This window comes from Variovorax defluvii (assembly GCF_039541515.1).
In the GTDB taxonomy this organism is placed as follows: Bacteria; Pseudomonadota; Gammaproteobacteria; order Burkholderiales; family Burkholderiaceae_C; genus Variovorax; species Variovorax defluvii.
The window spans coordinates 83,813-105,437 of record NZ_BAABGJ010000004.1; the positions used below are offsets into that span (position 1 = coordinate 83,813).

The 21,625-nt window shown below is 66.9% G+C and carries 21 protein-coding genes and 1 tRNA gene; 4 read left to right on the forward strand and 18 right to left on the reverse strand.

Annotation, left to right across the window (positions count from 1 at the left end; genetic code table 11):
* Position 1 precedes the first annotated feature (1 nt).
* The 8 genes from ABEA07_RS03235 to ABEA07_RS03270 form a co-directional block, all read right to left on the reverse strand.
* Complete coding sequence (locus tag ABEA07_RS03235) at positions 2 to 820, reverse strand: ATP-binding protein (protein ID WP_345535846.1); 819 nt, start codon at positions 818 to 820, stop codon at positions 2 to 4.
* A complete protein-coding gene (locus tag ABEA07_RS03240; protein ID WP_345535847.1) occupies positions 820 to 1,581 on the reverse strand; it encodes a BRO-N domain-containing protein in 762 nt (253 codons plus the stop codon). Before ABEA07_RS03240 ends, ABEA07_RS03235 begins: the two co-directional genes overlap by 1 nt.
* Before the next feature lie 2 nt (positions 1,582 to 1,583).
* A complete protein-coding gene (locus ABEA07_RS03245; protein WP_345535848.1) occupies positions 1,584 to 2,063 on the reverse strand; it encodes a hypothetical protein in 480 nt (159 codons plus the stop codon).
* 11 nt (positions 2,064 to 2,074) lie between these two features.
* Positions 2,075 to 2,338 (reverse strand): helix-turn-helix transcriptional regulator, encoded by a 264-nt coding sequence (locus tag ABEA07_RS03250; protein ID WP_345535849.1) that lies wholly within the window; start codon positions 2,336 to 2,338, stop codon positions 2,075 to 2,077.
* Between the two features lie 174 nt (positions 2,339 to 2,512).
* Entirely contained in the window at positions 2,513 to 3,001 is a 489-nt protein-coding gene (locus ABEA07_RS03255) for a hypothetical protein (RefSeq protein ID WP_345535850.1), read from the reverse strand.
* The gene (locus ABEA07_RS03260) at positions 2,998 to 4,416 is read right to left on the reverse strand and encodes a recombinase family protein (RefSeq protein WP_425584069.1); all 1,419 of its coding nucleotides are present in this window, start codon (positions 4,414 to 4,416) and stop codon (positions 2,998 to 3,000) included. The genes ABEA07_RS03255 and ABEA07_RS03260 overlap by 4 nt, the downstream gene beginning before the upstream one ends.
* Positions 4,413 to 4,886 carry a DUF2924 domain-containing protein gene (locus tag ABEA07_RS03265; protein WP_345535852.1) on the reverse strand — a complete coding sequence of 158 codons (474 nt, stop codon included), beginning with the start codon at positions 4,884 to 4,886 and terminating at the stop codon, positions 4,413 to 4,415. Before ABEA07_RS03265 ends, ABEA07_RS03260 begins: the two co-directional genes overlap by 4 nt.
* On the reverse strand, positions 4,883 to 5,110 hold the full coding sequence (locus ABEA07_RS03270) for a hypothetical protein (RefSeq protein WP_345535853.1): 228 nt from the start codon (positions 5,108 to 5,110) through the stop codon (positions 4,883 to 4,885). Before ABEA07_RS03270 ends, ABEA07_RS03265 begins: the two co-directional genes overlap by 4 nt.
* Positions 5,111 to 5,346: 236 nt before the next feature.
* Here ABEA07_RS03270 and ABEA07_RS03275 point away from each other — a divergent pair, with 236 nt between their 5' ends.
* The gene (locus ABEA07_RS03275) at positions 5,347 to 5,913 is read left to right on the forward strand and encodes a hypothetical protein (RefSeq protein WP_345535854.1); all 567 of its coding nucleotides are present in this window, start codon (positions 5,347 to 5,349) and stop codon (positions 5,911 to 5,913) included.
* Between the two features lie 43 nt (positions 5,914 to 5,956).
* Positions 5,957 to 6,526: a hypothetical protein gene (locus tag ABEA07_RS03280; protein WP_345535855.1), complete on the forward strand. Its 570-nt coding sequence runs from the start codon at positions 5,957 to 5,959 to the stop codon at positions 6,524 to 6,526.
* Between the two features lie 35 nt (positions 6,527 to 6,561).
* On the opposite strand, the gene ABEA07_RS03285 is transcribed toward ABEA07_RS03280, so the two are convergent.
* Genes ABEA07_RS03285 through ABEA07_RS03295 form a run of 3 tightly spaced genes read right to left on the reverse strand, consistent with a single transcriptional unit; the run spans position 6,562 to position 8,708 of the window.
* Complete coding sequence (locus tag ABEA07_RS03285; RefSeq protein WP_345535856.1) at positions 6,562 to 7,419, reverse strand: OST-HTH/LOTUS domain-containing protein; 858 nt, start codon at positions 7,417 to 7,419, stop codon at positions 6,562 to 6,564.
* Between the two features lie 18 nt (positions 7,420 to 7,437).
* Positions 7,438 to 8,364, reverse strand: a complete 927-nt coding sequence (locus ABEA07_RS03290; protein ID WP_345535858.1) for an ImmA/IrrE family metallo-endopeptidase — start codon at positions 8,362 to 8,364, stop codon at positions 7,438 to 7,440.
* Complete coding sequence (locus tag ABEA07_RS03295) at positions 8,361 to 8,708, reverse strand: helix-turn-helix domain-containing protein (protein WP_104302645.1); 348 nt, start codon at positions 8,706 to 8,708, stop codon at positions 8,361 to 8,363. The genes ABEA07_RS03290 and ABEA07_RS03295 overlap by 4 nt, the downstream gene beginning before the upstream one ends.
* A 247-nt stretch (positions 8,709 to 8,955) precedes the next feature.
* Between ABEA07_RS03295 and ABEA07_RS03300 the strand changes: the two genes are divergently transcribed.
* Positions 8,956 to 10,197: a hypothetical protein gene (locus ABEA07_RS03300; RefSeq protein WP_345535860.1), complete on the forward strand. Its 1,242-nt coding sequence runs from the start codon at positions 8,956 to 8,958 to the stop codon at positions 10,195 to 10,197.
* 3 nt (positions 10,198 to 10,200) lie between these two features.
* Complete coding sequence (locus ABEA07_RS03305; RefSeq protein WP_345535861.1) at positions 10,201 to 11,163, forward strand: hypothetical protein; 963 nt, start codon at positions 10,201 to 10,203, stop codon at positions 11,161 to 11,163.
* 264 nt (positions 11,164 to 11,427) lie between these two features.
* Here the strand turns inward: ABEA07_RS03305 and ABEA07_RS03310 are convergent.
* The 7 genes from ABEA07_RS03310 to rpoC all read right to left on the reverse strand — a co-directional run bounded on the left by ABEA07_RS03310 (position 11,428) and on the right by rpoC (position 21,549).
* Positions 11,428 to 11,503 (reverse strand) — tRNA-Phe (locus ABEA07_RS03310).
* Positions 11,504 to 11,521: 18 nt separating this feature from the next.
* On the reverse strand, positions 11,522 to 12,220 hold the full coding sequence (locus ABEA07_RS03315) for a response regulator (protein WP_345535862.1): 699 nt from the start codon (positions 12,218 to 12,220) through the stop codon (positions 11,522 to 11,524).
* Positions 12,221 to 12,286: 66 nt separating this feature from the next.
* A complete protein-coding gene (locus ABEA07_RS03320) occupies positions 12,287 to 14,614 on the reverse strand; it encodes a sensor histidine kinase (RefSeq protein WP_345535863.1) in 2,328 nt (775 codons plus the stop codon).
* The gene (locus tag ABEA07_RS03325; protein WP_345535864.1) at positions 14,611 to 15,297 is read right to left on the reverse strand and encodes a DUF4390 domain-containing protein; all 687 of its coding nucleotides are present in this window, start codon (positions 15,295 to 15,297) and stop codon (positions 14,611 to 14,613) included. The genes ABEA07_RS03320 and ABEA07_RS03325 overlap by 4 nt, the downstream gene beginning before the upstream one ends.
* Positions 15,221 to 16,594, reverse strand: a complete 1,374-nt coding sequence (gene rsmB / locus ABEA07_RS03330) for a 16S rRNA (cytosine(967)-C(5))-methyltransferase RsmB (protein WP_345535866.1) — start codon at positions 16,592 to 16,594, stop codon at positions 15,221 to 15,223. The genes ABEA07_RS03325 and rsmB overlap by 77 nt, the downstream gene beginning before the upstream one ends.
* Before the next feature lie 30 nt (positions 16,595 to 16,624).
* Complete coding sequence (locus ABEA07_RS03335) at positions 16,625 to 17,227, reverse strand: LemA family protein (RefSeq protein ID WP_345535867.1); 603 nt, start codon at positions 17,225 to 17,227, stop codon at positions 16,625 to 16,627.
* A gap of 80 nt (positions 17,228 to 17,307) precedes the next feature.
* Complete coding sequence (gene rpoC, locus ABEA07_RS03340) at positions 17,308 to 21,549, reverse strand: DNA-directed RNA polymerase subunit beta' (protein WP_345535868.1); 4,242 nt, start codon at positions 21,547 to 21,549, stop codon at positions 17,308 to 17,310.
* Positions 21,550 to 21,625 lie beyond the last annotated feature (76 nt).

Consider the following 21,625-nt stretch of genomic DNA (forward strand, 5'->3'; position numbering starts at 1 on the left):
CTTACTCCTTGGATGTCTGAGGTTGTGTGGCGGCGGCGCACTTCTGGATCAGCGCGCGCAAGTCGGGTGGCTCCAGCAGGTCGAGCTGGCCGGAGCGGTCCTTGGCCGGGTAGCCGTAGGGGTTCAGGGTGTGGGTGACGAAGGCGCGGTAAGGGCTGCCGTCCTCGGCCTTGATCTCGGCCAGCGTCACGACCTCGTCGACGATGCCGGGCAGCTCGGCGGCGGTCTTGGCGCCCTCGATCTGCGGCACGAACACCTTGCGGTTGAAGTCGTCGATGCGCTCGTCGAGGATGGCCACGAACACCACGTGTTTGCCGCGTGCGTGCTGCAGGTGCATCAGCGCGCCCAGCATCTCGGTGCCCAGCAGGCCATAGGCGCCACGCGTGTCGGGCTTGCCGGTGCGCTCGGAGATCGCCTGCGGCTGGGCCTTGGACCAGATCAGCGCCAGCCGCGCGAGCACGGTGATGCTGTCGACGAAGTAGCAGTCGTACTTGGCCAGCTGCGCCGGGTCACCGTAGCGCTCGCACACATGCCGGTAGTGCGCGTCCGAGAACGGCGCCTCGGGTGGCAATGCCGGGTTGGGGCCGGCCAGGAACACCACCAGATCCCGGAACTCAGGCCAGGTGGTCGGGCGCACGCAGTCACCGCGCCAGTCCTTGACCGCGAGGTCGCCGGCTTCCAGGTCCACGAACAGCGTCGAGGCCTCGGGCAGGGTCTTGAGCTGGGTCGTCTTGCCGATGCCGCTCTTGCCCAGCAGCACCAGCTTGACGCCCTTCTTCTCGCGCAGCCGCTGGTCGGCAGTGATGATCGGGAGTGCCATCACGCCACCTCCTTCAGCTGCTCGGCGACGGCGGGATTCCAGAGGATCTGGTAGCCGCTGTGGCCGTTGCGGGAGAACGGCATGGCCTCGGCCCACTGCTCACCGGCCTCGGACAGTTCCCACTCGTCGCGCTCGTTGCGGAACTGCAGGCCGTGATCAGCCAGGAGCCGATTGGTGGCCTTGGCCGACAGACCGAGCGACTTGCCGAGCTGCGTCGCATTGAGCGCACAGATCGGCGCGTTGGCCGCCGGCAGCGCCCGGCGCAATGTCTCGATGACCAGGCCGGTGTTCTCTTGGATGCAGGTGAGCGTCGCCGCCATCGCAATGCCGGCCTTGACGCCCGGCACCCTGGCGACGGCATCGCCGATCAGCAGGATCGACGAGACGCGGTCCTGGGTCGGCGCGGAAAGCACCGGCTGCACGCCAGCCACCGCGAAGGCGCCGGTCTTGCGGATCGCGGGCAGCACTTCGCCGGTCACCCAACGTTTGAAGCGCTTGGCCGCGTCCTTGGTGCTGCCCAGGATGAGAGCGTAGAGCCCGGACTCGTTGACGTGGTTGGCGCGCTGCGGACGGCCGAGCGCATCGGTGATCTCCAGTTTCTGGAGGTCATCGGCATCGACGTGGGACTTCAGCGCCTGGGACGGATTGCCCAGTTCCAGCGCCTCGCAGACGTCGCTGGCGTTGAACCAGGGCTGGCCGCTGTCATCGACCTGCACGCGCACGGCGTGGGTCTCGAACTGAAAGGGGATGATCGCGGACATGGTCACGCCTCCTGGGTAAAGGTCAGCCGGAACGACGGCTTGCCGGGCTTGACGGTGCGGGCGGCCTCGAACTGCGAGCGCAACGCGGTGGGCCAGTTGTTGAAGCGCGACTCGGGCACGCTGAACTCGACGTCAAGGTAGTCCTCGACCCGTTCGCCGGAGGCGGCGATGCGCTGGGCGATGGCGGCCAGCTGCGGCTGATCCCAGGACACGCGCTTGGGCTGGTCGGCGGTGACGCGCAACGGGCCGTCGCTGAAATGGACGGTGCCGAAGTCCTTGCCCGAATCGGCGCGGGCTGCGCGCTCCAGTTCGCCGAAGCGGCGAACCAGCGCGGTGTCCAGCTTGGCCCTGGCCTGCTTGGTCCAGTCCTGCAACTGCTCCAGGTTGTGCTGGACCTCGGCCAGTTGATCAGGAGGCAGCGCCTCCAGTTGCGCCACCGACATCTCGGTGAGTTGGGCGGGGTAGATGGTGAGATCGCTCATGGTTGCCCCCTTCAGCGCACGGCGCGCTCGGACGTCGAGTCGTGCAGGGCGTAGCGCTCGAAGTCGACGACGGCGTCGAGCGGATAGCTGACGCGCTTGGACAACTTCAGGTAGCGGGGCCCGCGACCTTCACTGCGCCAGCGCTGCAGGGTCTTGGGGCTGACGCCCCAGCGCTGCGCGAGCTCGATCTCCGTCAGTACGCGACGGTCACTGGGGGACAGGCTGTTGATCGCCTGGTGGGGCGACCGGGGAATGGTGCTTGCCGTTGTCGGCATGGAAGCCTCCTATGACGCTGTTGAGGAACAGGTGTCATTGCAGGCTTCGGGTGGCGAACTTAGGAGGGACGCAATGGCGAACCACGCCGGAACTTCTGGTTCGCCAATCGGTGCGATGCCGGAAACGACGACGGCGAGCGCAGGGCTCGCCGTCGTGTTGGGTGTCTGCCGATCTCAGGCGGTGGCGCCGTCGAATCCGAGCGCCTTGCGCTGCTCGGACCAGTCGCGCGGGAGCAGTTCGTGGCGGCCGCGCAGCACCTGCAAGTTCAGGTGCCGGGGCTGTCGACCATCGAGGATGGCCTCGATGATGTCGGGCGCCAGCATGGTGAGCCTGAGGACTTCCGCCACCCAGCCAGGCTCAAGCTTCAGCACCCGCGCGAGATCGGTGGCGGTCGGGTGGCGACCCTCGTCGAGCAGGCGCTTCCAGTAGAAGGCCTTGCCCAAGGTCTTGATCATCGGGACGTCGAGCCCGCCCGATGCCCGAGCGGCTTCCCCGGCCGTCGGAGGAATGAGCAGCTTGCGGTTCTGCCGACGCTTGATCGTCAGAGGGACGAGGGTCACGCGTTGCTGTCCGCTGACGTAGCTGCGTGTGTCTGTGCCGACCTCGATGCGTACGGTGAGAAGGCGCGGATTGCCGGCAGGGGCGTTGCTGTTTTCGGTCATGCCAGGGCCTCCTCCTGCATGTCGCCGGCCTCCTCGACGAGGGGGTGCTCGGCGATGTCCGGGCCGAGGCCAATCCATCCATCGTCTCGCCAGTGGATGTCGATGCCTTGCTCGTGCATCTGCACGCGCTCAATCAGCAGGCGGGTCAGCCGCTGCTGCTCGGCCGGGAACAACTGCTCCCACACGGCGCCGATGCGCTGCATCGCGACGACCACTTGCGCCTCGTCGAGCGCCGCGCCGGCCGGATGGCGTTGGCACGCCCGCCATGTGCCGATCAGCACGTCCGGCGCCGACAGTGCCTCGTGGATCTGGGCCAGCACCGCGTTCTCGATCTCGGCAGCCGGCAGGTGTCCGACATCGGGTGCGCCTGGCGACAGGGTGGCGCCGGCGTTGCGGCGCTTGTGAAGGTAGGGAACGTAGTAGCGGTACGTCCGCCCGTTCTTCTTCTTGACGAAGGTGTGCAGCATGCGCTGGCCATCGGGCGCGAAGAGCAGCCCGGCCAGGAGGGCTGGGTGCTTGGCGCGGTGCTCACGCGGCGCCTGCTTGCGGCGCTCGACGAAGGCGTGTGCGGCGTCCCACAGCGCCTGCGGCACGATGGCCTCGTGCTGGGCGGTGAACCACGTGCCCTTGTTGCGGATCTCGCCGAGGTAGATGCGGTTGCGCAGCATGGCGAAGATGTACTGCTGATCGATGGGCCGACCGGTCCGCTGTCGGCCGTCCTGCGTCACCCACGCCTTGGTGGTGTGTCCCTCCACGGCCATCTCTCGCACCAGACGCGCGGCCGACCCATGTTCGGCATAGCGCCTGAAGAGGTCGCGCACCAAGGCGGCCTCGCGTTCGTTGACGATCAGCTTGCGCTCGACGACGTCGTAGCCCAGCGGCGGCATGCCGCCCATCCACATGCCCTTGGCCTTGCTCGCCGCGATCTTGTCGCGGATGCGCTCGCCGGTGACCTCGCGCTCGAACTGCGCGAACGACAGCAGGATGTTGAGCGTGAGCCGCCCCATCGACGTCGTCGTATTGAACTGCTGCGTGACCGAGACGAAGGACACGCCGTTGCGGTCGAAGACTTCCACCAGCTTGGCGAAGTCGGGCAGGCTGCGCGTCAGGCGGTCGATCTTGTAGACGACGATGATGTCGACCCGCCCGGCCTCGATGTCAGCCAGCAGGCGCTTGAGTGCCGGGCGGTCCACGTTGCCGCCCGAGTAGCCACCGTCGTCGTAGCCATCGTTGACGGCGATCCACCCCTCGTGGCGCTGGCTGGCGATGTAGGCCAGCCCGGCATCACGCTGCGCCTCGAGGCTGTTGTATTCCTGGTCGAGCCCTTCGTCGGTGGACTTGCGCGTGTAAACGGCGCAGCGCTTCTTCGCTGTGATCGGGTTCACCGGCGTCCCCGGTTGTCGGTTCGCCCTCATGCTGGCACCTTCCTCTTGTCCCCGGACTTCAGGCCGAAGAACACGGGCCCGGACCAGTGCGTGCCGGTGATGTGGCGCGCAACCGCCGACAGGCTTTTGAATCGCTGACCCCGGTAGTCGAAATCGAAGGGACCGCGCACGAGCACGCGGTGCTCGATGTCGTCGTACATGCGCGTCAGCACGGTGCCCGGCAGCAGACGGTTGGCGTCGCGGCGAAGCTGCCGGGGCAGGATTCCCGTCTCGCCGATCTCCTCCAGCTTGCGGCGCACCGAGGACTTGAGCCCGCCGAGGGCGCGCTCCTGGATTTTGTAGGCCAACCGGCTCTCCAGCCAGGTGCGGTGGTGGTGGTTCGGGCGTTCGTCAAAGTGCTCGTCCCACAAGGCCCAGAGGCTGTCCATCGGCAGGTGCGGGAGCTGGGCGATGCGGGCGGTGATGGCGGCCGCGTCGGCGTGAGGTGTGTGTGCCGTCATGGGCGAACTCCGTTGTGGTGATCCGGGTTCGCATTCACGCGCTCCTGGCCGACGAAGCCAAGGCCAACCGCGTCGCTGTCGGCGGCGATTGAAGATTCGGATGGTGGCTGGTGCCGCCCGCGCAGCCGCAAGAGTGCGGCGGCAAGCAGATCAACGACTTCTTGGTGCGCGTGCCGGGGCCGGTCAGCAGCAGGAGAGAGGGAGACGGGTTCGAGTTCGTGCATGGCAAGCGTTCCTATGGAAAACGCTTGTCATGCTAGGAATCGAGTGGGCTCCGCGTAACGTGTTTCGGCGGGAATGCGGGTGCATGCGAGGGACGCTGCAAGTCGCCGAAGTGCTTATCCGCCCTCCCTCCCAACAGCGAATCCCTGTTCGCAGAACTCGAAGCCTGTGTTCATCCGAGCGATGTGTTCGGCTTGGAGTGCTTGTTGTTGTTGTTTGTACGATATATGATTGCACGATGCCGAACGCCGAAGAACTCCTCCAAGCCGCTCTAGCCGCCCCCGAGAAAGGGGAGAACGATCTCCAGGAGCTGCTTGGCTCCATCAGTGCCCTGCGGGCCAAGAACTACTCATGGCGGGAGATCTCGGCGTGGTTTGCCGAGCGGGGTATCGAGGTCGACCACGCCCGCTTGTACCGGGCCTTCACCAAGCACCTGGCAGCGGTAATCAACGTGCCGCCGGCGGAGAAGTACGCCGAAGCCCTACGCGGACTGAAGATGACGGCAGCCCAGAAGGCGATGTTGAAGTTCCACTTCCACGCGCCGAACCGGACGGTCACGTACACCGAGTTGGCCAAGGCGGCCGGCAAGAGCGACTACAGGGTTGCGAACACGGAGTACGGGAACCTAGGCGCGGCCATTGGCAAGAAGACGGGGTTCGAGTTCCCGATGGCGCCCAAGCGGAGCAAGCCGTTCTACAGCGGAGCTCTCGGCATCGATGCACCGCGCGGCCCGAGCAATGAGTACCGCCTGATGATGCATCACGAGCTCGCCAAGGCCATCGAAACGCTTGAGCTGTTCGACTGACTTCGGATAGCAACGCGTTCTGAAACCCAGAGGAGACATCGTCATGACGTTCAGCGTCGAAAAGGAAGTACAGGATTTCGGTCCTTACAAGCTGGTGATCCGGCAGCCCAAGGGCGCGAGGGCGTACTCCGTGCTGTGGCGAGGCGGCGAGAAGCTTGCTTATGCCGAATCCGAGTCACGAGAGGCGGCGTTCAACGAAATGCTGCGTCTCCTCGGCATTCGCCAACTGGAGCTCGCGCAGGCGCAAGGAAGCAAGCCGCTCACGGCCGAACAAGTGGCGACGACCTTCCGCTACCTGTGGGGTTTTCTCACGGGGTCGCAGCAGAGGATGCTTCAAGCCCTCCACCGGGCGCCCCAGCGGGAAATGTCGGTACCGGCTCTGGCCGAGGTCGTCGGATTCCGGGGCCACAGTGGTGTGAATCTGTGGCTCGGGCTCGCCGGTGCGATGTTCGCCAACGAGTGCCCTCGCGCAGAGGGCGAGATGCTGTACCGCGAAGACGGCACTCCGGTTATGACGTCGTGGTTCGCGCTGTGGGATGAGCCCAGAAGCGTGTGGGCTATGCGGCCCGAGGTCGCTGACGGCATGCGTCAGGCCGAGTGCGTCGCGTCGTGAGCTGATGGAACTCGACACGCCCCGCGCCAGTTGGGCTACGAATTCTTGGGTCGATACCAAGCGGCGCGCCGCCCATCGACATCCCGGTACCGAAGCTCGAACAGGCGAGACTCATGAACCACCTGCCGCCAACTGCTGCACCCGTACTTGCCGGGAAGTTGCTCGGGGTGCCGCTCGGTAATCCACCGCCCAGCCGATGCGACGGGCGTCCAGCCGTCGACGGCCAACTCTCCAGCAGCTTCACGCAGCACGCGGACGATTCCGGCAGCAGGCCAGTCCACGGTGCCATCGGGGGCGATGCCGTTGGCTACCAGGTCGTGGAACGCATCTGACTGGACGAACTCCGCCGTCAGCCGCCGGGCCTGATCCATGTGTTCGGCCCATCCCCTGAGTTGCTCGAAGTGTTCGTCGATGCGGCTGTAGGCGGCAAGCAGCGCATCGTTCGCGCCACGACATCCGTCCAGACTCCACAGGTCGTGCTGATCGATGAAGTGGTGCACCAGGTTGTTCCGCAGCAGCACCAGTTCCTTCAGATCGGCCTCGGTCCGCGCGTAGTCCTCAGCGGACATGCTCATGTGCGTCCGCATCCTGAACGACATGACGTCGTTGGGTGCCTTGTCGGTGACCTCGTCGGAAGTGTCGACTTCGTCGGTCACAACGTACGACCCGACGAAATAGCCAACGAGGGTGCCAAGCGTCTTCGTGGCGGTGTCAGCAACGCGCTCCGCACGGATTGACTGCAGAGCATGGGCCGGTCCAGCGATGTCGTGATGCGCCACGATGGCCTTGATCAGGTGCTCGTACTGCTGCAAACGCAGTAGGCAGCGGCCGAGAAGCCGCTGAACCTCGCGCTGAGAGGCCTGCAGTTCGCCGTCGACGGGTTGTGTCGTCATAGCCTCGATCCGCGGGGATTACCGAGTCGGCAACTGACCGTTCGACACGAACTGGTCATAGCTGTCGAAGCTCTCGCCGTCCTGCCAGGACTGATCCCAGGGTCGGGGCTCGGCGCCTTCGAGCACCAACAGCGTCAGCACGCGATCACGCGCGCCGTAGCTGTGCTTGAACTCGCGCAACTTCATGTACGGCGCCTCCTCGGCACACCACGTCGAGGCCGGAAGCTCGATACCGTCCCACGCCTGTGCGACGCTTTCGTCGGCCGCCAGGGTGCCAGGCAGCGGCTCCTGCGGGTCGGAGGTTCGCCGGATGCGGGCGCGCGTGCGCACCGCGCTCTTGCTGCGCCACTCGTACTTCAGGAAACCGTTGTCCCAGTGCAGCAGGATCGCGCGCTGGTCCGTGTACTTGATGAACCGGATGCACAGCGCCTCGAAGGACACCTCGAATGTCTTCGCCAGATCACTCAACACCTTGAGGTCGATGCGGCGGTTGGCGATGGCGTCGCGCAGCACGTCGCCGGGCATCAGGATGTTGCTGGCGAATTCGTCGGCTTCCCGTTCGATGACGGCGGCGGTGTCGAGGCCGAAGTGGACCGACTCCTTGTCGCAGCGAAAGGACCCTTGTCGTGCTCGGTGCAGGACGAAGTGCCCGAGCTCGTGCGCGATGGTGAACCGACGCCGCTCGGGCCCAGCCTCCGGGTTGACGAAGATCCCCCATTCGGCGGCGTCCTTCGGATTGCGCACCAGCATGCCCTCGCAGCTCTCGACCGGCGAAGGCATCGGCGGCTTGATGACGCGCACGTCCTTGCCGAGAGGGCTGCCGGGCAAGCCTTCACGAACCTGGTCCAAGTCGACACGCACCACGGCTTGGCCGTGCGCCGCCCGCAGCCACTTGAGGATCGTGGCGGCGGCGGTGAAGCCGTTGAGTGGTGCGCCGCTGCTCACGCCTTGCCGGCCTCGTCTTTGCGCGACCCGAACATCAGATCGAGCGCTTGCCGGTAGCGCTGCTTTTCCTCGTCCGTCATGCCGGCGTATTCGCGGAAGAACTGGACGTCCTCGGGGCTGGCCTGGGGCACCTTGTCCAGGGTGTCGCCCATCACGTCCTCCATCGTCACGCCCAGCACCTTGGCCAGCGCGTGAACCCGTTCGGCCGAGGGGCGTTGCCCCTCCTTCATCTCCAGTTCCCAGATGTACGCCTTGGTGCAGCCGACCGCGTCGGCCACCTGCTGCAAGGTCAGCTTCTTCGCCTCGCGCAAGCGCCGCAGGCGTAATCCAAACGCCGAAGCCATGGCGATGTCCCCGTCTCGAATGAACAGTCAGTGTGTGAAACCAAGACCGCCAGTATAGCCACGAGATACCAAAGCGCGCTAGGTGTGCCCCGTTGATTGACAAGCGGAAATGAGCGGGACAGAATCACGCTGTATCTCGCTGCTTTACTACAGCGGGAACATTGTTCAGTAACCCGCAGTCGCCGGCTCGCGCACCCGCCTCATTGGTCCGCAGACCTCCGACGCCCCTTCGGAAAGGACCGAGAAGATGAAGAAGACCTTTGTCGACGTGCTGCTTGAGCTGCCGGTGGACACCGCGCTGCGCAACTTCCTGACGGGCCACGGCCTGGTCATGCCCGACGACTTCCCCTGGGATGACACGCCGCCGACCTCACAAGCGCTCGTGGACGCCATCCGCGCCTGGCCTGACATTCCCGCCCGGGATCGTCTGATCGGCAACTTGATGGCCAGCATCCAGCTCGGTGACGGCGCCGGCAAGCAGGCCTTGTTCCAGGCCGCAGCTAGCGACGGTGCCGCCCTGATGGGCTTGGTCGCCTGCCAGAGCGATGTCCATCGCTCGTTCTGGCTGTACGCGAACCACCCGGACCTGTTCGAGCGCGCCTGCGAGTTCGACTACCTGGAGCGCAACGGGACGCAGGCGCAGCAGCACGAACTCGGCGTGAAGCGCCAGCCGCGCACCTCGGATGCCGACCTGGCAGGCCTGCGGCAGGCGATCTCGGCGTTCTACCAGCGCGAGTTGCAGTGCGGCGACGGCAGCGCGGCCTACGTGGTCGAGCGCAGCCCCGGCGTCTTCCTGCTGACGGTCCACGTCAAGGATCTGGCCATGCTGCGCCTGGAGTTCGAAGGCGCGACCCTCATGCGCCGCGTCGGCAACCCGAACATCCACATGGTGCTGGAGTACGCCGTCGCCACCGGCGTGGTGCGCACCCTGGTCCGGGGCGGCGCGAAGTACCACCAGATGCTGGTCGATGCGTTTGCCGAGCACCTGTTGGGCGTCAAGGTGGAGCCGCACCGGATCAAGCCGCCGACGCTGGACCTGTCGGTGCTGCGCCTGGGCTTCGACGTGCCCAAGGCCGTGGCGGACGGTTTCGCCGCCCTGCAGGTGAAGTCGATCTCGGTGCTGAGTCCGGATACCGCCCTGAAGCTGGACTGCACGGCAATGGCGTCCAGCGAGCAGCGGTGCGTCACCGAGCTGCTGCAGGATGCCTTCCCCGGCGAGGACCCGCTGGCCCGCGGCTGGCTGGTCACGGCGGCGCGCATCAACCTGTACTACCCGCCCGAACTCGGCAAGTCGCGCTCGAAGGTGATCACGGTGGAGGTGACAGGTCGCGGCCGCCTGAACCTGCACAAGTTCGACGCGGCGCTGCAGGCGAAGCTGGAGGGCTACCTCGTCGACCTGGGCATCCTGCAGGCGGGGCAGACGCTCAGCGCCCAGGAGGCGCCGCCAGAGGCCGGCACGGTGAACCAGCAGCCGGTGTACGAGGACTGACCGGTGGCGGCGCATGACGCCTGGTCCCTGGTGTGCCGTCTGTTCGCGGGTGGCACGCCGGTGCTGCACGCATCGCTGTCACCCCGCGAGATCGGCGCCTTGCCCGCCCTCGGGCGCGCCGTGCGGCCGGCGGCGCTGGACCAGCGATTCGTGCTCTGCCCGTATTGCCAGCAGCACCGAGCGCAGGTCTGGGGTGACGGTCGCGGCAGCCGCACCTGCCATTGCCCGGAGTGCGGTCCGGTGTCGGCCGCGGCCGACGACGTGGCCGCGCTGGTGCTGGACGAGGACTGGCTACGCCAGAAGCTGCGCCTCGCGCTGGAGATCGAGAGCCGCGATGGCGTCGACGATCTCGGCGGTGGCGTGTGGCGGCTGGGTGACTCACGACGCTCGCCGGTGCTGCTCGCACGTGACATCGTTCGTTTATGGCGGGAGCCGGCGCTGCTAGACCGGGTGCGCGTGGCCGGCGGCGACGTCCGGGTGATCACGCCGAAGCCCCGCGAGACGCGTGGTGCCCCCTTCGGGGCGGGCGTGGAATGGCTGGCGCTGGAGGATCGGTTTGCCTTCTACGGCGGCGGCATCTCGTTCATCGGCGCACCAGTTGAGCGGAGCCCGGTGCAGGCGGTCGACCCGACGATGCCGGTCCACGGGCCGTTCTCGGCGGACTTCAAGTTCGTGACGCTGCCCGACTGGCCAGGTGGTCCTGTCCGCTGCAGCGACGGGCAGGCGGCGGTCTTCAAGTCGCTCTGGTCGTTCAAGGGCGAGCCCATGACGGCGGAGCGCATCATGGATCGGGCGGGCCTCGACAGCGACAAGCTGATCGACCTGTTCAAGGTGAAGGCGCGCGACAAGGGCAAGCCAGAAGCCGAAGGCCCGCTGGCCGCCTATCGGACCCTCGTGGTCACACAGCGGCGCCAGGGGCTGTACTCGATGCCCTGCGCGGCGGCGGCAAGCCTCGTGTCTGCCTGATGCCTTGGTCATCCAAGCGCGATGGACAACCGATGGCAGTGACGCACGCGCAAGTCATGGCCACGCAAGGCCGCCTGCGTGTGCTCCCGCGAAGAAGTTGGCGCAGGTTTTGAGAGAACTGAGAGCAGAAGAGAGTCGAACCGGGCGACTTCAGGGCGCCGGGCGGCCACGGCGTGGCACATGCAGATCGGCGCCGAACCCCGCGTGGTGTCGCGGAACCCAGAAATGAAAACGCCCAACCGATAGAGGTTGGGCGTTGAATGGTGGTGGCCTGGGGCGGAATCGAACCACCGACACGCGGATTTTCAATCCGCTGCTCTACCAACTGAGCTACCGGGCCTTGGTGTGCAGCCTGCGATTATACAGTGCCTCGGCGCCCTCTCGACAGATCGACGCCAAGTTGCTTGAGCTTGCGATAGAGATGGGTGCGCTCGAGGCCGGTTTTCTCGGCCACGCGGGTCATCGATCCGTTCTCCATTGCGAGGTGGAATTCGAAGTAGGCCTTCTCGAATCCGTCGCGCGCATCGCGCAGGGGCCGGTCGAGGTCGAAGCTCTGCATCGCTTGAGGGCCGGCATCGGGCGCCGGCCCCTGAGGCATGGCGGGCACCAGGGCGTGTTCGCCAGAGGTGGTGACCACGCTGGTCAGGTTGTTGGTCGCCGCCGGCACCACGCTGGCGGCGGCACGCCGGGCGTTCTCGCGCGCCAGGCCTTGTTCCACGGCCTTGAGCAGCTTCTGCAGGGTGATGGGCTTCTCGAGAAAGGCAAAGGCACCGATGCGGGTGGCATCGACCGCGGTGTCGATGGTGGCGTGTCCGCTCATCATGATCACGGGCATGCTCAACAGGCCGGCGGTCGACCACTCCTTGAGCAGTGTCACGCCATCGGTGTCGGGCATCCAGATGTCGAGCAGGACCAGGTCGGGCCTTGCGCGCTGCCGTGCGGCACGGGCTTCTGCCGCGTTCTCCGCGAGTTCCACGTTGTGGCCTTCGTCGTTCAGAATTTCGAAGAGCAGGTCTCGTATGCCCAGCTCGTCGTCGACCACGAGGATGTTTGCCATTGAATGCTTGGTGTTATGCGCCGGAAAAGGGGTTCGTTTGCTGGTCCGCCGCCTGCATCCAAACAATCAGGCAACAGACGGCGTCGAATCTTTGGCGTGAGCGAGCGCTCCCTGTGGCCCGCCAGCCAACGCGAATGATAACGAGACTTGCGCGCCAGCCACAGCCCCGTCGACGAGGCGGTTGGACAGCTCGATCCGCGCGCCGTGCTCGTCGGCGATCTTCTTGACCACCGCAAGGCCGAGGCCGGTGCCCTTGGTCTTCGTCGTGACGTACGGTTCGAAGGCCCGCTTGAGGATGTTCTCGGCAAAGCCGGGCCCGTTGTCCTGGACGGTGAGGCGCACGCGCTGGCCGGAATCGGCCAGGCGCGTGCGGATGACGACCTCGCCGCGCCGCCCGCTGCCGTGCGCAGCGGCCTCGGCCGCATCCTGGGCGTTCTGCAACAGGTTGTGAACGACCTGCCGGATCTGCTGCGCATCGGCGCGCACCGGCGGGCAGCGCTCGTCGAGTTCGCAGTGCAGCGCGATGGGGGCGTTCTCGCCGCCATACAGCTGCAGCACGTCGGCGATCAGCGCGTTGAGGTCTACCGCCTTCAGGTCGGCCGCCGGCAGCCGCGCGTAATCTCGGAACTCGTTGACCAGCCGCTTCATCGCATCCACCTGGTCCACGATGGTCTTGACCGACTTGGTCAGCACGGCGGCTTCGGCCGGCGCGACCTTGCCGCTGAGCTTCATCTCGAGGCGCTCGGCCGATAGCTGGATCGGCGTGAGCGGGTTCTTGATCTCGTGCGCCAGCCGCCGCGCCACTTCGCCCCAGGCCTGGGCACGCTGGGCCGAGACGATCTCGGAGATGTCGTCGAACACCAGGAGCCGCGCCTCGCCCGGCAACTGCGCGCCGCGCGCCACGATGTTGACCGCGTCCTGCGACAACCCCTCGCCGGCCGCGTGCAGCTCGAAGGCGCGCTGCCAGTGGTCCAGGCCATGTTGCAGGTGCTCGACCTCGAAGTCGTCGAACTGCTGCTGCACCGCCTGTCCGAACTCGGCCAGGCCGGGCACGTCGACCAGGGGCCGGCCTTCGTAGGCGGCGAGCGGCGCGCGCAGCACGCGGGTGGCACCCGGATTGGTGGACAGGACGACGCCGCGGGCGTCCAGCACGATCACGCCCGAGGTGAGGTTGTCCAGGATGGTCTGGAGGTTGGCCCGCGCCGCGTCGAGCTCGCCCAGGGTTTTCTCGACGGCTGCCCGCGCCTCGGCAAGCTGCTGCGTCATCACGGCGAAGGAGCGCGTAAGGCCACCGAGTTCGTCCTTGCCTTGGACCACCGCGGTGGGCCGCAGGTCGCCGCCGGCCACCTGGCGCACGCCATCGGCCAGCACCAGAAGCGGCCGAGCGAGCTGGGTGCCGAACAGCACGGCCAGCAACACGGCGCCGAAGACGGCGAGGAAGAGCGTCAGCGTCAGCGTCCCGATGTACATCCGGCGCAGGCCCTCGCGCGCGAGCGCTCTCTCCTGGTATTCGCGGTTGGCCTCCTGCACTGCCAGCGCATTGGCGACCACCGCTGGCGGCAGGGGCTGCGTCACCTGGAGGAAGCGCGGTTCGGTGTTGAAGTCGAAGCCCGGGCGCTGCACCAGCGCGAGCGCCCGCACGCTGGCCGGCGGCGGCAGCGTGGCGCCGGGGCCCGGGCTTTCGTCCAGGCCCTCGATGTGCGAGATGACGCGATCGGTCCGCGCCTGGCGCAGCTGCTGCGACGTGGGCCGCTCGGGATCGAGGCGGAAGCGCGACGCGCCCGCGCCGGCGATCAACTGGCCGGCGCCGTTCCACAGGACCACGTCGGTCGCGCCCAGCTGATCGCGGATGCGCTCGAGCACCAGGCCCGCGCTGGCATCCGGCACATCGGCGAGCTGGCTGCTCGCGCCGCGCACCTTGCTGACCAGGTCGTCGGACAGGGAGTCCAGCGTGGCTCGGCCGAGGTTCAGGCCAGCATCGAGCGCGCCCTCCACCTTGACGTCGAACCAGCTCTCGATCGAACGCGCCACGAACTGATAGGACACCACGTACACCAGCATGCCCGGGACCACACCCACCAACGCGAAGATGGCGGCCAGCTTGATCAGCAGGCGGCTGCCGAACTTGCCCTGGCGCAGCCGCCGCAGCAGCCGGAAGGCGATCCAGCCGATCACCAGTACCAGCACCACCGCCACGACCACGTTGATGCCGAAGAGGCGTGCGTAATTGCGCTCGTAGAGGACCCGGTTGTTGGTGGACTGGGCAAGCAGGAACATCAGCACCAGGCCGACGGCGGTGACCAGGAAGGCGCTCACGCCGATCGCCCAGCGCCGCGCCCTCGCGCGGCTCGCGGCCTTGGCCGCGGCCTGACCGGTGAGAGGGTCCTTGCTCACTTCATCTTCTCCAGCGGCAGGCGTGCACTGCGCTCGACGGAGATGTTCCAGTCGGCCTGACCCACCACACCGATCTGGAAGGGCCGCGGCAGTTGCGAGGTGTCGAGGCGGAAGCGGAAGGTCACGGGATGAAGGCCCTCGTCGCCGATCTCGGAGATGTCGCCCAGCCGCAGTCGGGCCACGCGTCGCACGCCCTCGAGCGCTTCCGCAAGAGTATCGAAGTTCTGGTTCAGCGACACGCCGAAGCCGGAATTGGTGATGGGCATCGGCGAGACGTTGAGGCGCCAGCGCCGGGAGAGCGGCTGGTAGGCCAGGCGCATGTGGCGCGTCGCCTGTGCGATGCGCAGGTCGGTCCAGTACCAGCGCTCGCGGAACAGCTCGGCCTCGGCCACGAAATAGATGGCGATGCCCTTGTCCAGCACTTCCTCGACCAGGTTCGGCAGTTCGAACTGCACCTGCGCGTTGAGGTAGACGCCGTCGTCCGCCAGCTCCAGTCGCATCTGGCTGACCGATGCCCCCTTGGACTGCGCGGGCGCCACGGCGGGCCACCAGGCCAGGACCCACCCCAGCACGAGCAGGACCGCCAGCCGGCCGGCGCTGCGCGCTTCAATGGGGCGGCTGCTTTTCCAGGAGGGCGTAGAAAAAACCGTCGTGATCACCGAGGGCATTGTCCTGGACGCCATGGGCAATCCTTCCGCTTTGCGGCAGCAAATGCCCCGGCGAAGGGAGCAAAGCGGCATCGGTGTTGTGCGCAAGGAACGCATCGATCTGGTGCGCGCCCTCTTCGCGAAAGACCGAACAGGTGCAATAAAGCAGGCGCCCGCCCGGCCGGACCAGGGGCCAGAGGGCGGCCAGCAGCATGGCCTGCTGGAGCGCGAGTTGCTGGATGTCGCTCTCCCGCCGCAGCCAGCGGACGTCAGGATGCCGGCGCACGATGCCCGAAGCGGTACAGGGTGCATCGAGCAGGATGGCATCGAAGGGCCGGCCGTCCCACCAGGCCGGGGGCCGGACGGCGTCCCCGACGACAACCCGGGCGGAGAGGCCGAGCCGGGCCAGGGTCTGCTCGATGCGAAGGCTGCGCGCCGCGTCTACTTCGAGGGCGGTCAGCTCGATCGCGCCGGGGCCGGCCAGCTCCAGCAGATGGGCGGTCTTGCCGCCCGGCGCTGCGCAGGCATCGAGCACGCGCAGGGGCGCCCCACCCGACGCAGCGCCGAGCAGGCCCTCGAGCAGAAGTGGCGCCGCCAGCTGGGCTGCCGCATCTTGGACCGAGCAGGCGCCCTCGGCAAAGCCCGGCAGCGCCTGCACCGGTCGGGCGCGCAGCAACTGCAGCCCGCTCGCCGCGACCGGCACGGACGGCGTTCCCTCGGCCGCCAGCGCCGCCTGGTAGGCCGGGCGCTCGCCCCAGGCGGGATTCACCCGAAGCGTCATCGGTGCCTGCGTGTTGTCGGCGGCCAGGACGCGTTGCCAGTCCCGCGGGTGGTCGCGCTTGAGGCGTTCGATCCACCAGCGTGGGTGGTTCCATTGCGCGACCGGCTCGCGTTCGGTCGCAGCGACCAGTTCGTCGCGCTCGCGCAGGAAGCGCCGCAGGCAGGCGTTGACGAAACTCGCCTGGGCCCGGGTGCCGGGATTGCGCTTGGCCGCCTCGACCGCCTGGTCGACCAGGGTGAAGGGCTCGTAGGGCGCCCGTTGAGGGTCCCAGGCCAGCGCCAGGGCGGTGCACAGCAGGGCGTCGGCGGCCGGCGGCGGGGTGCGCTTGGCCAGGTGCCGTCGCAGGGCCTCGGCGCGGCCGAGCCAGCGCAGGACCTGGAAACCGAGCGACTGCACGCCGGGCCGCTGATCCGGCGCAACGGCTTCGAAGGCCGCGGTGCCGGACACGCCGCCACGGATGGCGGCCAATGCGACCGCCGTGAGCTGCAACTGCCGCCACAGGGGCGGGGCGAAGTGCCCGGGGTCGTCGTGGATGTCGGAAGGGTCTGCCAACTTGTCGTCAGTGTTTGAAGAAGAGCGATGTCAGCGCAGTGGCGCTGCCGGTCGCAACTGCATGATCCACGCCACCAGGAGCGCCGGGAACTGGCCGACCGCCCCGTTGTACTGATCCACCGCCAGGTTGAACTGGTTGCGCGCGATCTCGGCAGCAGCAGACGGCTCCGGCCAGGCCATGGGCGCAGCGCCGCCGGCGGCGAGTTCCTCCCGCCCACCGAGCGGCGCCGGCCGGGAGAGCGTGCCATCGGCATCGAAACTGACCACGTCATCGGGATAAAGACGCTGCCACGCCATCAGCATCACGTGGAGCGCGGTGCCCAGTGCCGCAATGCGGGACGGATCGAGCGGCTTGACGCGCGCGGCGGCCAGCAGCGTGACCAGTTGACTGGCGGATGCCTGCAGCGAGGCGTCCGGCTGCCCGTCGGCATGGCCGGCCGGCTGCGCCGCCGGGGCCTCGGCGAGCCGCGCCTGCACGAAGTCGAGCTGCCGCACCAGCGCCGCATCGAGGGCCGCCCAGGCCTGCAATGCGCCGGAGCGCAGCCGCACGATGCGGTTGTAGGCGCCGACGAACCAGAACAGCGCCACCGCGCCCGCGATCCACCAGGGCCACGAATCGGGAACGAAGTTCATCGCAGGGTGCAGAAAAAAGCCCCCGATCCGCGGGCGGAAAGGGGGCGTGTCGAACCGGTCATGCCGGCGATGCTAGCCGGTTATTCGGTCGCGGCGCCTTCGTTGGCATCGGCCGTGTTCGCATCCTCGGTGACGCTGGAAGCAGTGCTGCCGGCGAGCTCGGCGGCTTCCGCCTCGGCGATCGCGCGGCGCTCGGCCTCGTCCATCGCCTCCTTGGCCTTGCGTGCCTGGTGGTACGCCATGCCGGTGCCCGCGGGAATCAGGCGGCCGACGATGACGTTCTCCTTCAGGCCACGCAGCTCGTCGCGCTTGCCCATGATCGCGGCCTCGGTCAGCACGCGCGTCGTCTCCTGGAAGGACGCGGCGCTGATGAAGCTGTCGGTCGAGAGCGACGCCTTCGTGATACCCAGCAGCAGGTTGGTGTAGGTCGCGGGCAGCTTGTCCTCGGCGCGCAGGGCGTCGTTGGTGTTGAGGATCTCGCTTCGCTCGACCTGCTCGCCGGCGATGTAGTTCGTGTCGCCCGGGTTCTCGACCACGACGCGGCGCAGCATCTGGCGAACGATCACCTCGATGTGCTTGTCGTTGATCTTCACGCCCTGGAGGCGGTACACGTCCTGCACCTCGTCCACGATGTAGCGCGCCAGTTCCTCGGAACCCAGCAAGCGCAGGATGTCCTGCGGATCGGCCGGGCCGTCGACGATCGACTCGCCCTTGTTCACCACCTGGCCCTCGTGCACCAGAATGTTCTTCTCCTTGGGCACCAGCTCTTCCCAGACCTTGCCGTCCGGGTCGGTAATCTGCAGCCGCACCTTGCCCTTGGTTTCCTTGCCGAAGGAGACCGTGCCGGTCATCTCGGCCAGCATGCCCTTGTCCTTGGGCGAACGGGCTTCGAACAGTTCGGCCACGCGCGGCAGACCGCCGGTGATGTCGCGGGTCTTCTGGCCTTCGACCGGAATGCGCGCCAGCACCTCGCCGGGGCCCACGTCCTGCCCGTCGCGCACCTGCACCAGGGCGCCGACCGGGAAGCCGATCGTCACCGAGTGGTCGGTGCCGGGGATCTTGACCTCGTTGCCGGCGACGTCGATCAGCTTCACCTGCGGACGCACGACCTTGGCTGCGCCGCGGCGCTTCGGATCGATGACCACCAAGGTGGACAGACCGGTGACTTCGTCGACCTGCTTGGCGACCGTGAGGCCTTCCTCGACGTTCTCGAACTTGGTCTTGCCGGCGAACTCCGTGATGATCGGGCGCGTCAGCGGGTCCCAGTTGGCCAGCACGTGGCCGGCCTTGACCTGCTGGTCGGCCTTGACCGTCAGCGTCGCACCGTAAGGCACCTTGTGGCGCTCGCGCTCACGGCCATGCTCGTCGTGGATGACGATCTCGCCCGAACGCGCGATCACCACCAGCTCGTTCTTGCTGTTGGTCACGTAGCGCATCGTGGCGTTGAAGCCGATCAGGCCATTGGACTTGGCTTCGACGCTCGACGCCACCGCCGCGCGCGATGCCGCGCCGCCGATGTGGAAGGTCCGCATCGTCAGCTGCGTGCCCGGCTCGCCGATCGACTGCGCTGCGATCACGCCGACCGCCTCGCCGTTGTTGACCAGGCCGCCGCGGCCCAGGTCGCGGCCATAGCACTTCGCGCACAGGCCGAAGCGGGTCGCGCAGGTGAGCGCTGTGCGTACCTTGACCTCGTCCACGCCCTCGGCCTCCAAAGCCTCGATCGTGTCTTCGTCCAGCATGTCGCCGGCCTTGGCCAGCACGGCGCGCGTCTCGGGGTGCAGCACGTCCTCGGCCGCGGTGCGGCCCAGGATACGTTCGCGCAGCGACTCGATGACTTCACCGCCCTCGACGATGGCGCGCATGACCGTGCCGTCCGCCGTGCCGCAGTCCTGCTCGATCACGACCAGGTCCTGCGTCACGTCGACCAGGCGGCGCGTCAGGTAGCCGGAGTTCGCGGTCTTCAGCGCGGTGTCGGCCAGGCCCTTGCGGGCACCGTGGGTGGAGATGAAGTACTCCAGCACGTTCAGACCTTCGCGGAAGTTCGCGGTGATCGGCGTCTCGATGATCGAGCCGTCCGGCTTGGCCATCAGGCCCCGCATGCCGGCCACCTGGCGGATCTGTGCTGCAGAACCGCGGGCGCCCGAGTCGGCCATCATGTAGATGGAGTTGAAGGACTCCTGCTCCACTTCCTTGCCGTTGCGGTCGGTGACCTTTTCCTTCGACAGCTTGGCCATCATGACCTTCGACACCTCGTCCCCGGCCTTGCCCCAGATGTCGACCACCTTGTTGTAGCGCTCGCCGGCCGTGACCAGGCCGGAGACGTACTGCTGCTCGATCTCCTTCACTTCCTTGGCCGAGCGGTCGATGATCCCGTGCTTCTCGGACGGCACCAGCATGTCGTCGATGGCGATCGAGATGCCGGCCTTGGTCGCCAGACGGAAGCCGTTCTGCAGCAACTTGTCGGCGAAAACCACGGTCTCCTTCAGGCCGCACTTGCGGAAGGAGGCGTTGATCAGGCGAGAGATTTCCTTCTTCTTCAGCGCCTTGTTGATGTTCGCGAAGGGCAGGCCCTTGGGCAGGATCTCCGACAGCAGCGCGCGGCCGACCGTGGTGTCGACCAGCGAGGTGCTGGCGACGAATTCGCCCTTCTCCTTGTCCTTGGTGTATTCGGTGATGCGCACGCTCACCTTGGCGGTGAGCTCGACCACGCCGGCGTCGAGCGCGCGCTGCACTTCGCCGATGTCGGAGAAGACCAGGCCCTCGCCCTTGCCGTTGATGCGCTCGCGCGTCGTGTAGTACAGGCCCAGCACCACGTCCTGCGACGGCACGATGGAGGGCTCGCCGCTCGCCGGGAACAGCACGTTGTTGGAGGCCAGCATCAGCGTGCGGGCTTCCATCTGCGCTTCCACGGACAGCGGCACGTGCACGGCCATCTGGTCGCCGTCGAAGTCGGCGTTGAAGGCCGCGCAGACCAGCGGGTGCAACTGGATCGCCTTGCCTTCGATCAGGATGGGCTCGAAAGCCTGGATGCCGAGGCGGTGCAGTGTCGGTGCGCGGTTCAGCATCACCGGGTGCTCCTTGATCACCTCTTCCAGGATGTCCCACACCACCGGCGTGCCGGATTCGACTTCCTTCTTGGCGGCCTTGATGGTGGTCGCGATGCCCATGGCTTCCAGGCGCGAGAAGATGAAGGGCTTGAACAATTCGAGCGCCATCAGCTTCGGCAGGCCGCACTGGTGCAGCTTGAGCGTCGGGCCCACCACGATGACCGAACGGCCCGAGTAGTCGACGCGCTTGCCCAGCAGGTTCTGGCGGAAGCGGCCGCTCTTGCCCTTGATCATGTCGGCCAGCGACTTGAGGGCGCGCTTGTTCGCGCCCGTCATGGCCTTGCCGCGGCGGCCGTTGTCGAGCAGCGAGTCGACGGCTTCCTGCAGCATGCGCTTCTCGTTGCGCGCGATGATTTCCGGCGCCTTCAGCTCGAGCAGGCGGCGCAGGCGGCTGTTGCGGTTGATGACGCGGCGATACAGGTCGTTGAGGTCGGAGGTCGCGAAGCGGCCGCCGTCCAGCGGCACCAGCGGACGCAGGTCCGGCGGCAGCACGGGCAGCACGTCCAGCACCATCCACTCGGGCTTGATGCCCGACTTGCGGAAAGCTTCGAGCACCTTGAGGCGCTTGGAGTTCTTCTTGACCTTGACTTCGGAGCCCGTCAGGTCGCCACGCAGCTTCTCGATCTCGCTGTCGAGTTCGATGCCCATCAGCAGGTCCTTGATGCCCTCGGCGCCCATCTTGGCGACGAACTCGTCACCGTATTCCTTGCGCTTCGCATCGTAGTCGTCCTCGGACATGATGCCGAACTTCTTCAGCGGGGTCATGCCCGGATCTGTGATCACGTAGGCTTCGAAGTAGAGCACGCGCTCGATGTCGCGCAGCGTCATGTCGAGCACGAGGCCCAGGCGCGACGGCAGCGACTTCAGGAACCAGATGTGCGCGCAGGGCGCGGCCAGGTCGATGTGGCCCATGCGCTCGCGGCGCACCTTGGTCTGCGTGACTTCAACGCCGCACTTCTCGCAGATCACGCCGCGGTGCTTCAGACGCTTGTACTTGCCGCACAGGCACTCGTAATCCTTGATCGGGCCGAAGATCTTGGCGCAGAACAGGCCGTCCCGCTCGGGCTTGAAGGTCCGGTAGTTGATGGTCTCGGGCTTCTTCACCTCGCCGAATGACCACGAGCGGATCTTCTCGGGCGAAGCCATGCCGATGCGGATGGCATCGAAATGCTCGTCCGGCGTGAATTGCTTGAACAGGTCGAGTAGCGATTTCATGTGACTCTTTCCTTTAATCAGTTGGGGACGGAGCAAAAATTGCTGCGCAATTTCTTGGTCTGTCCCGCAAAGCCAT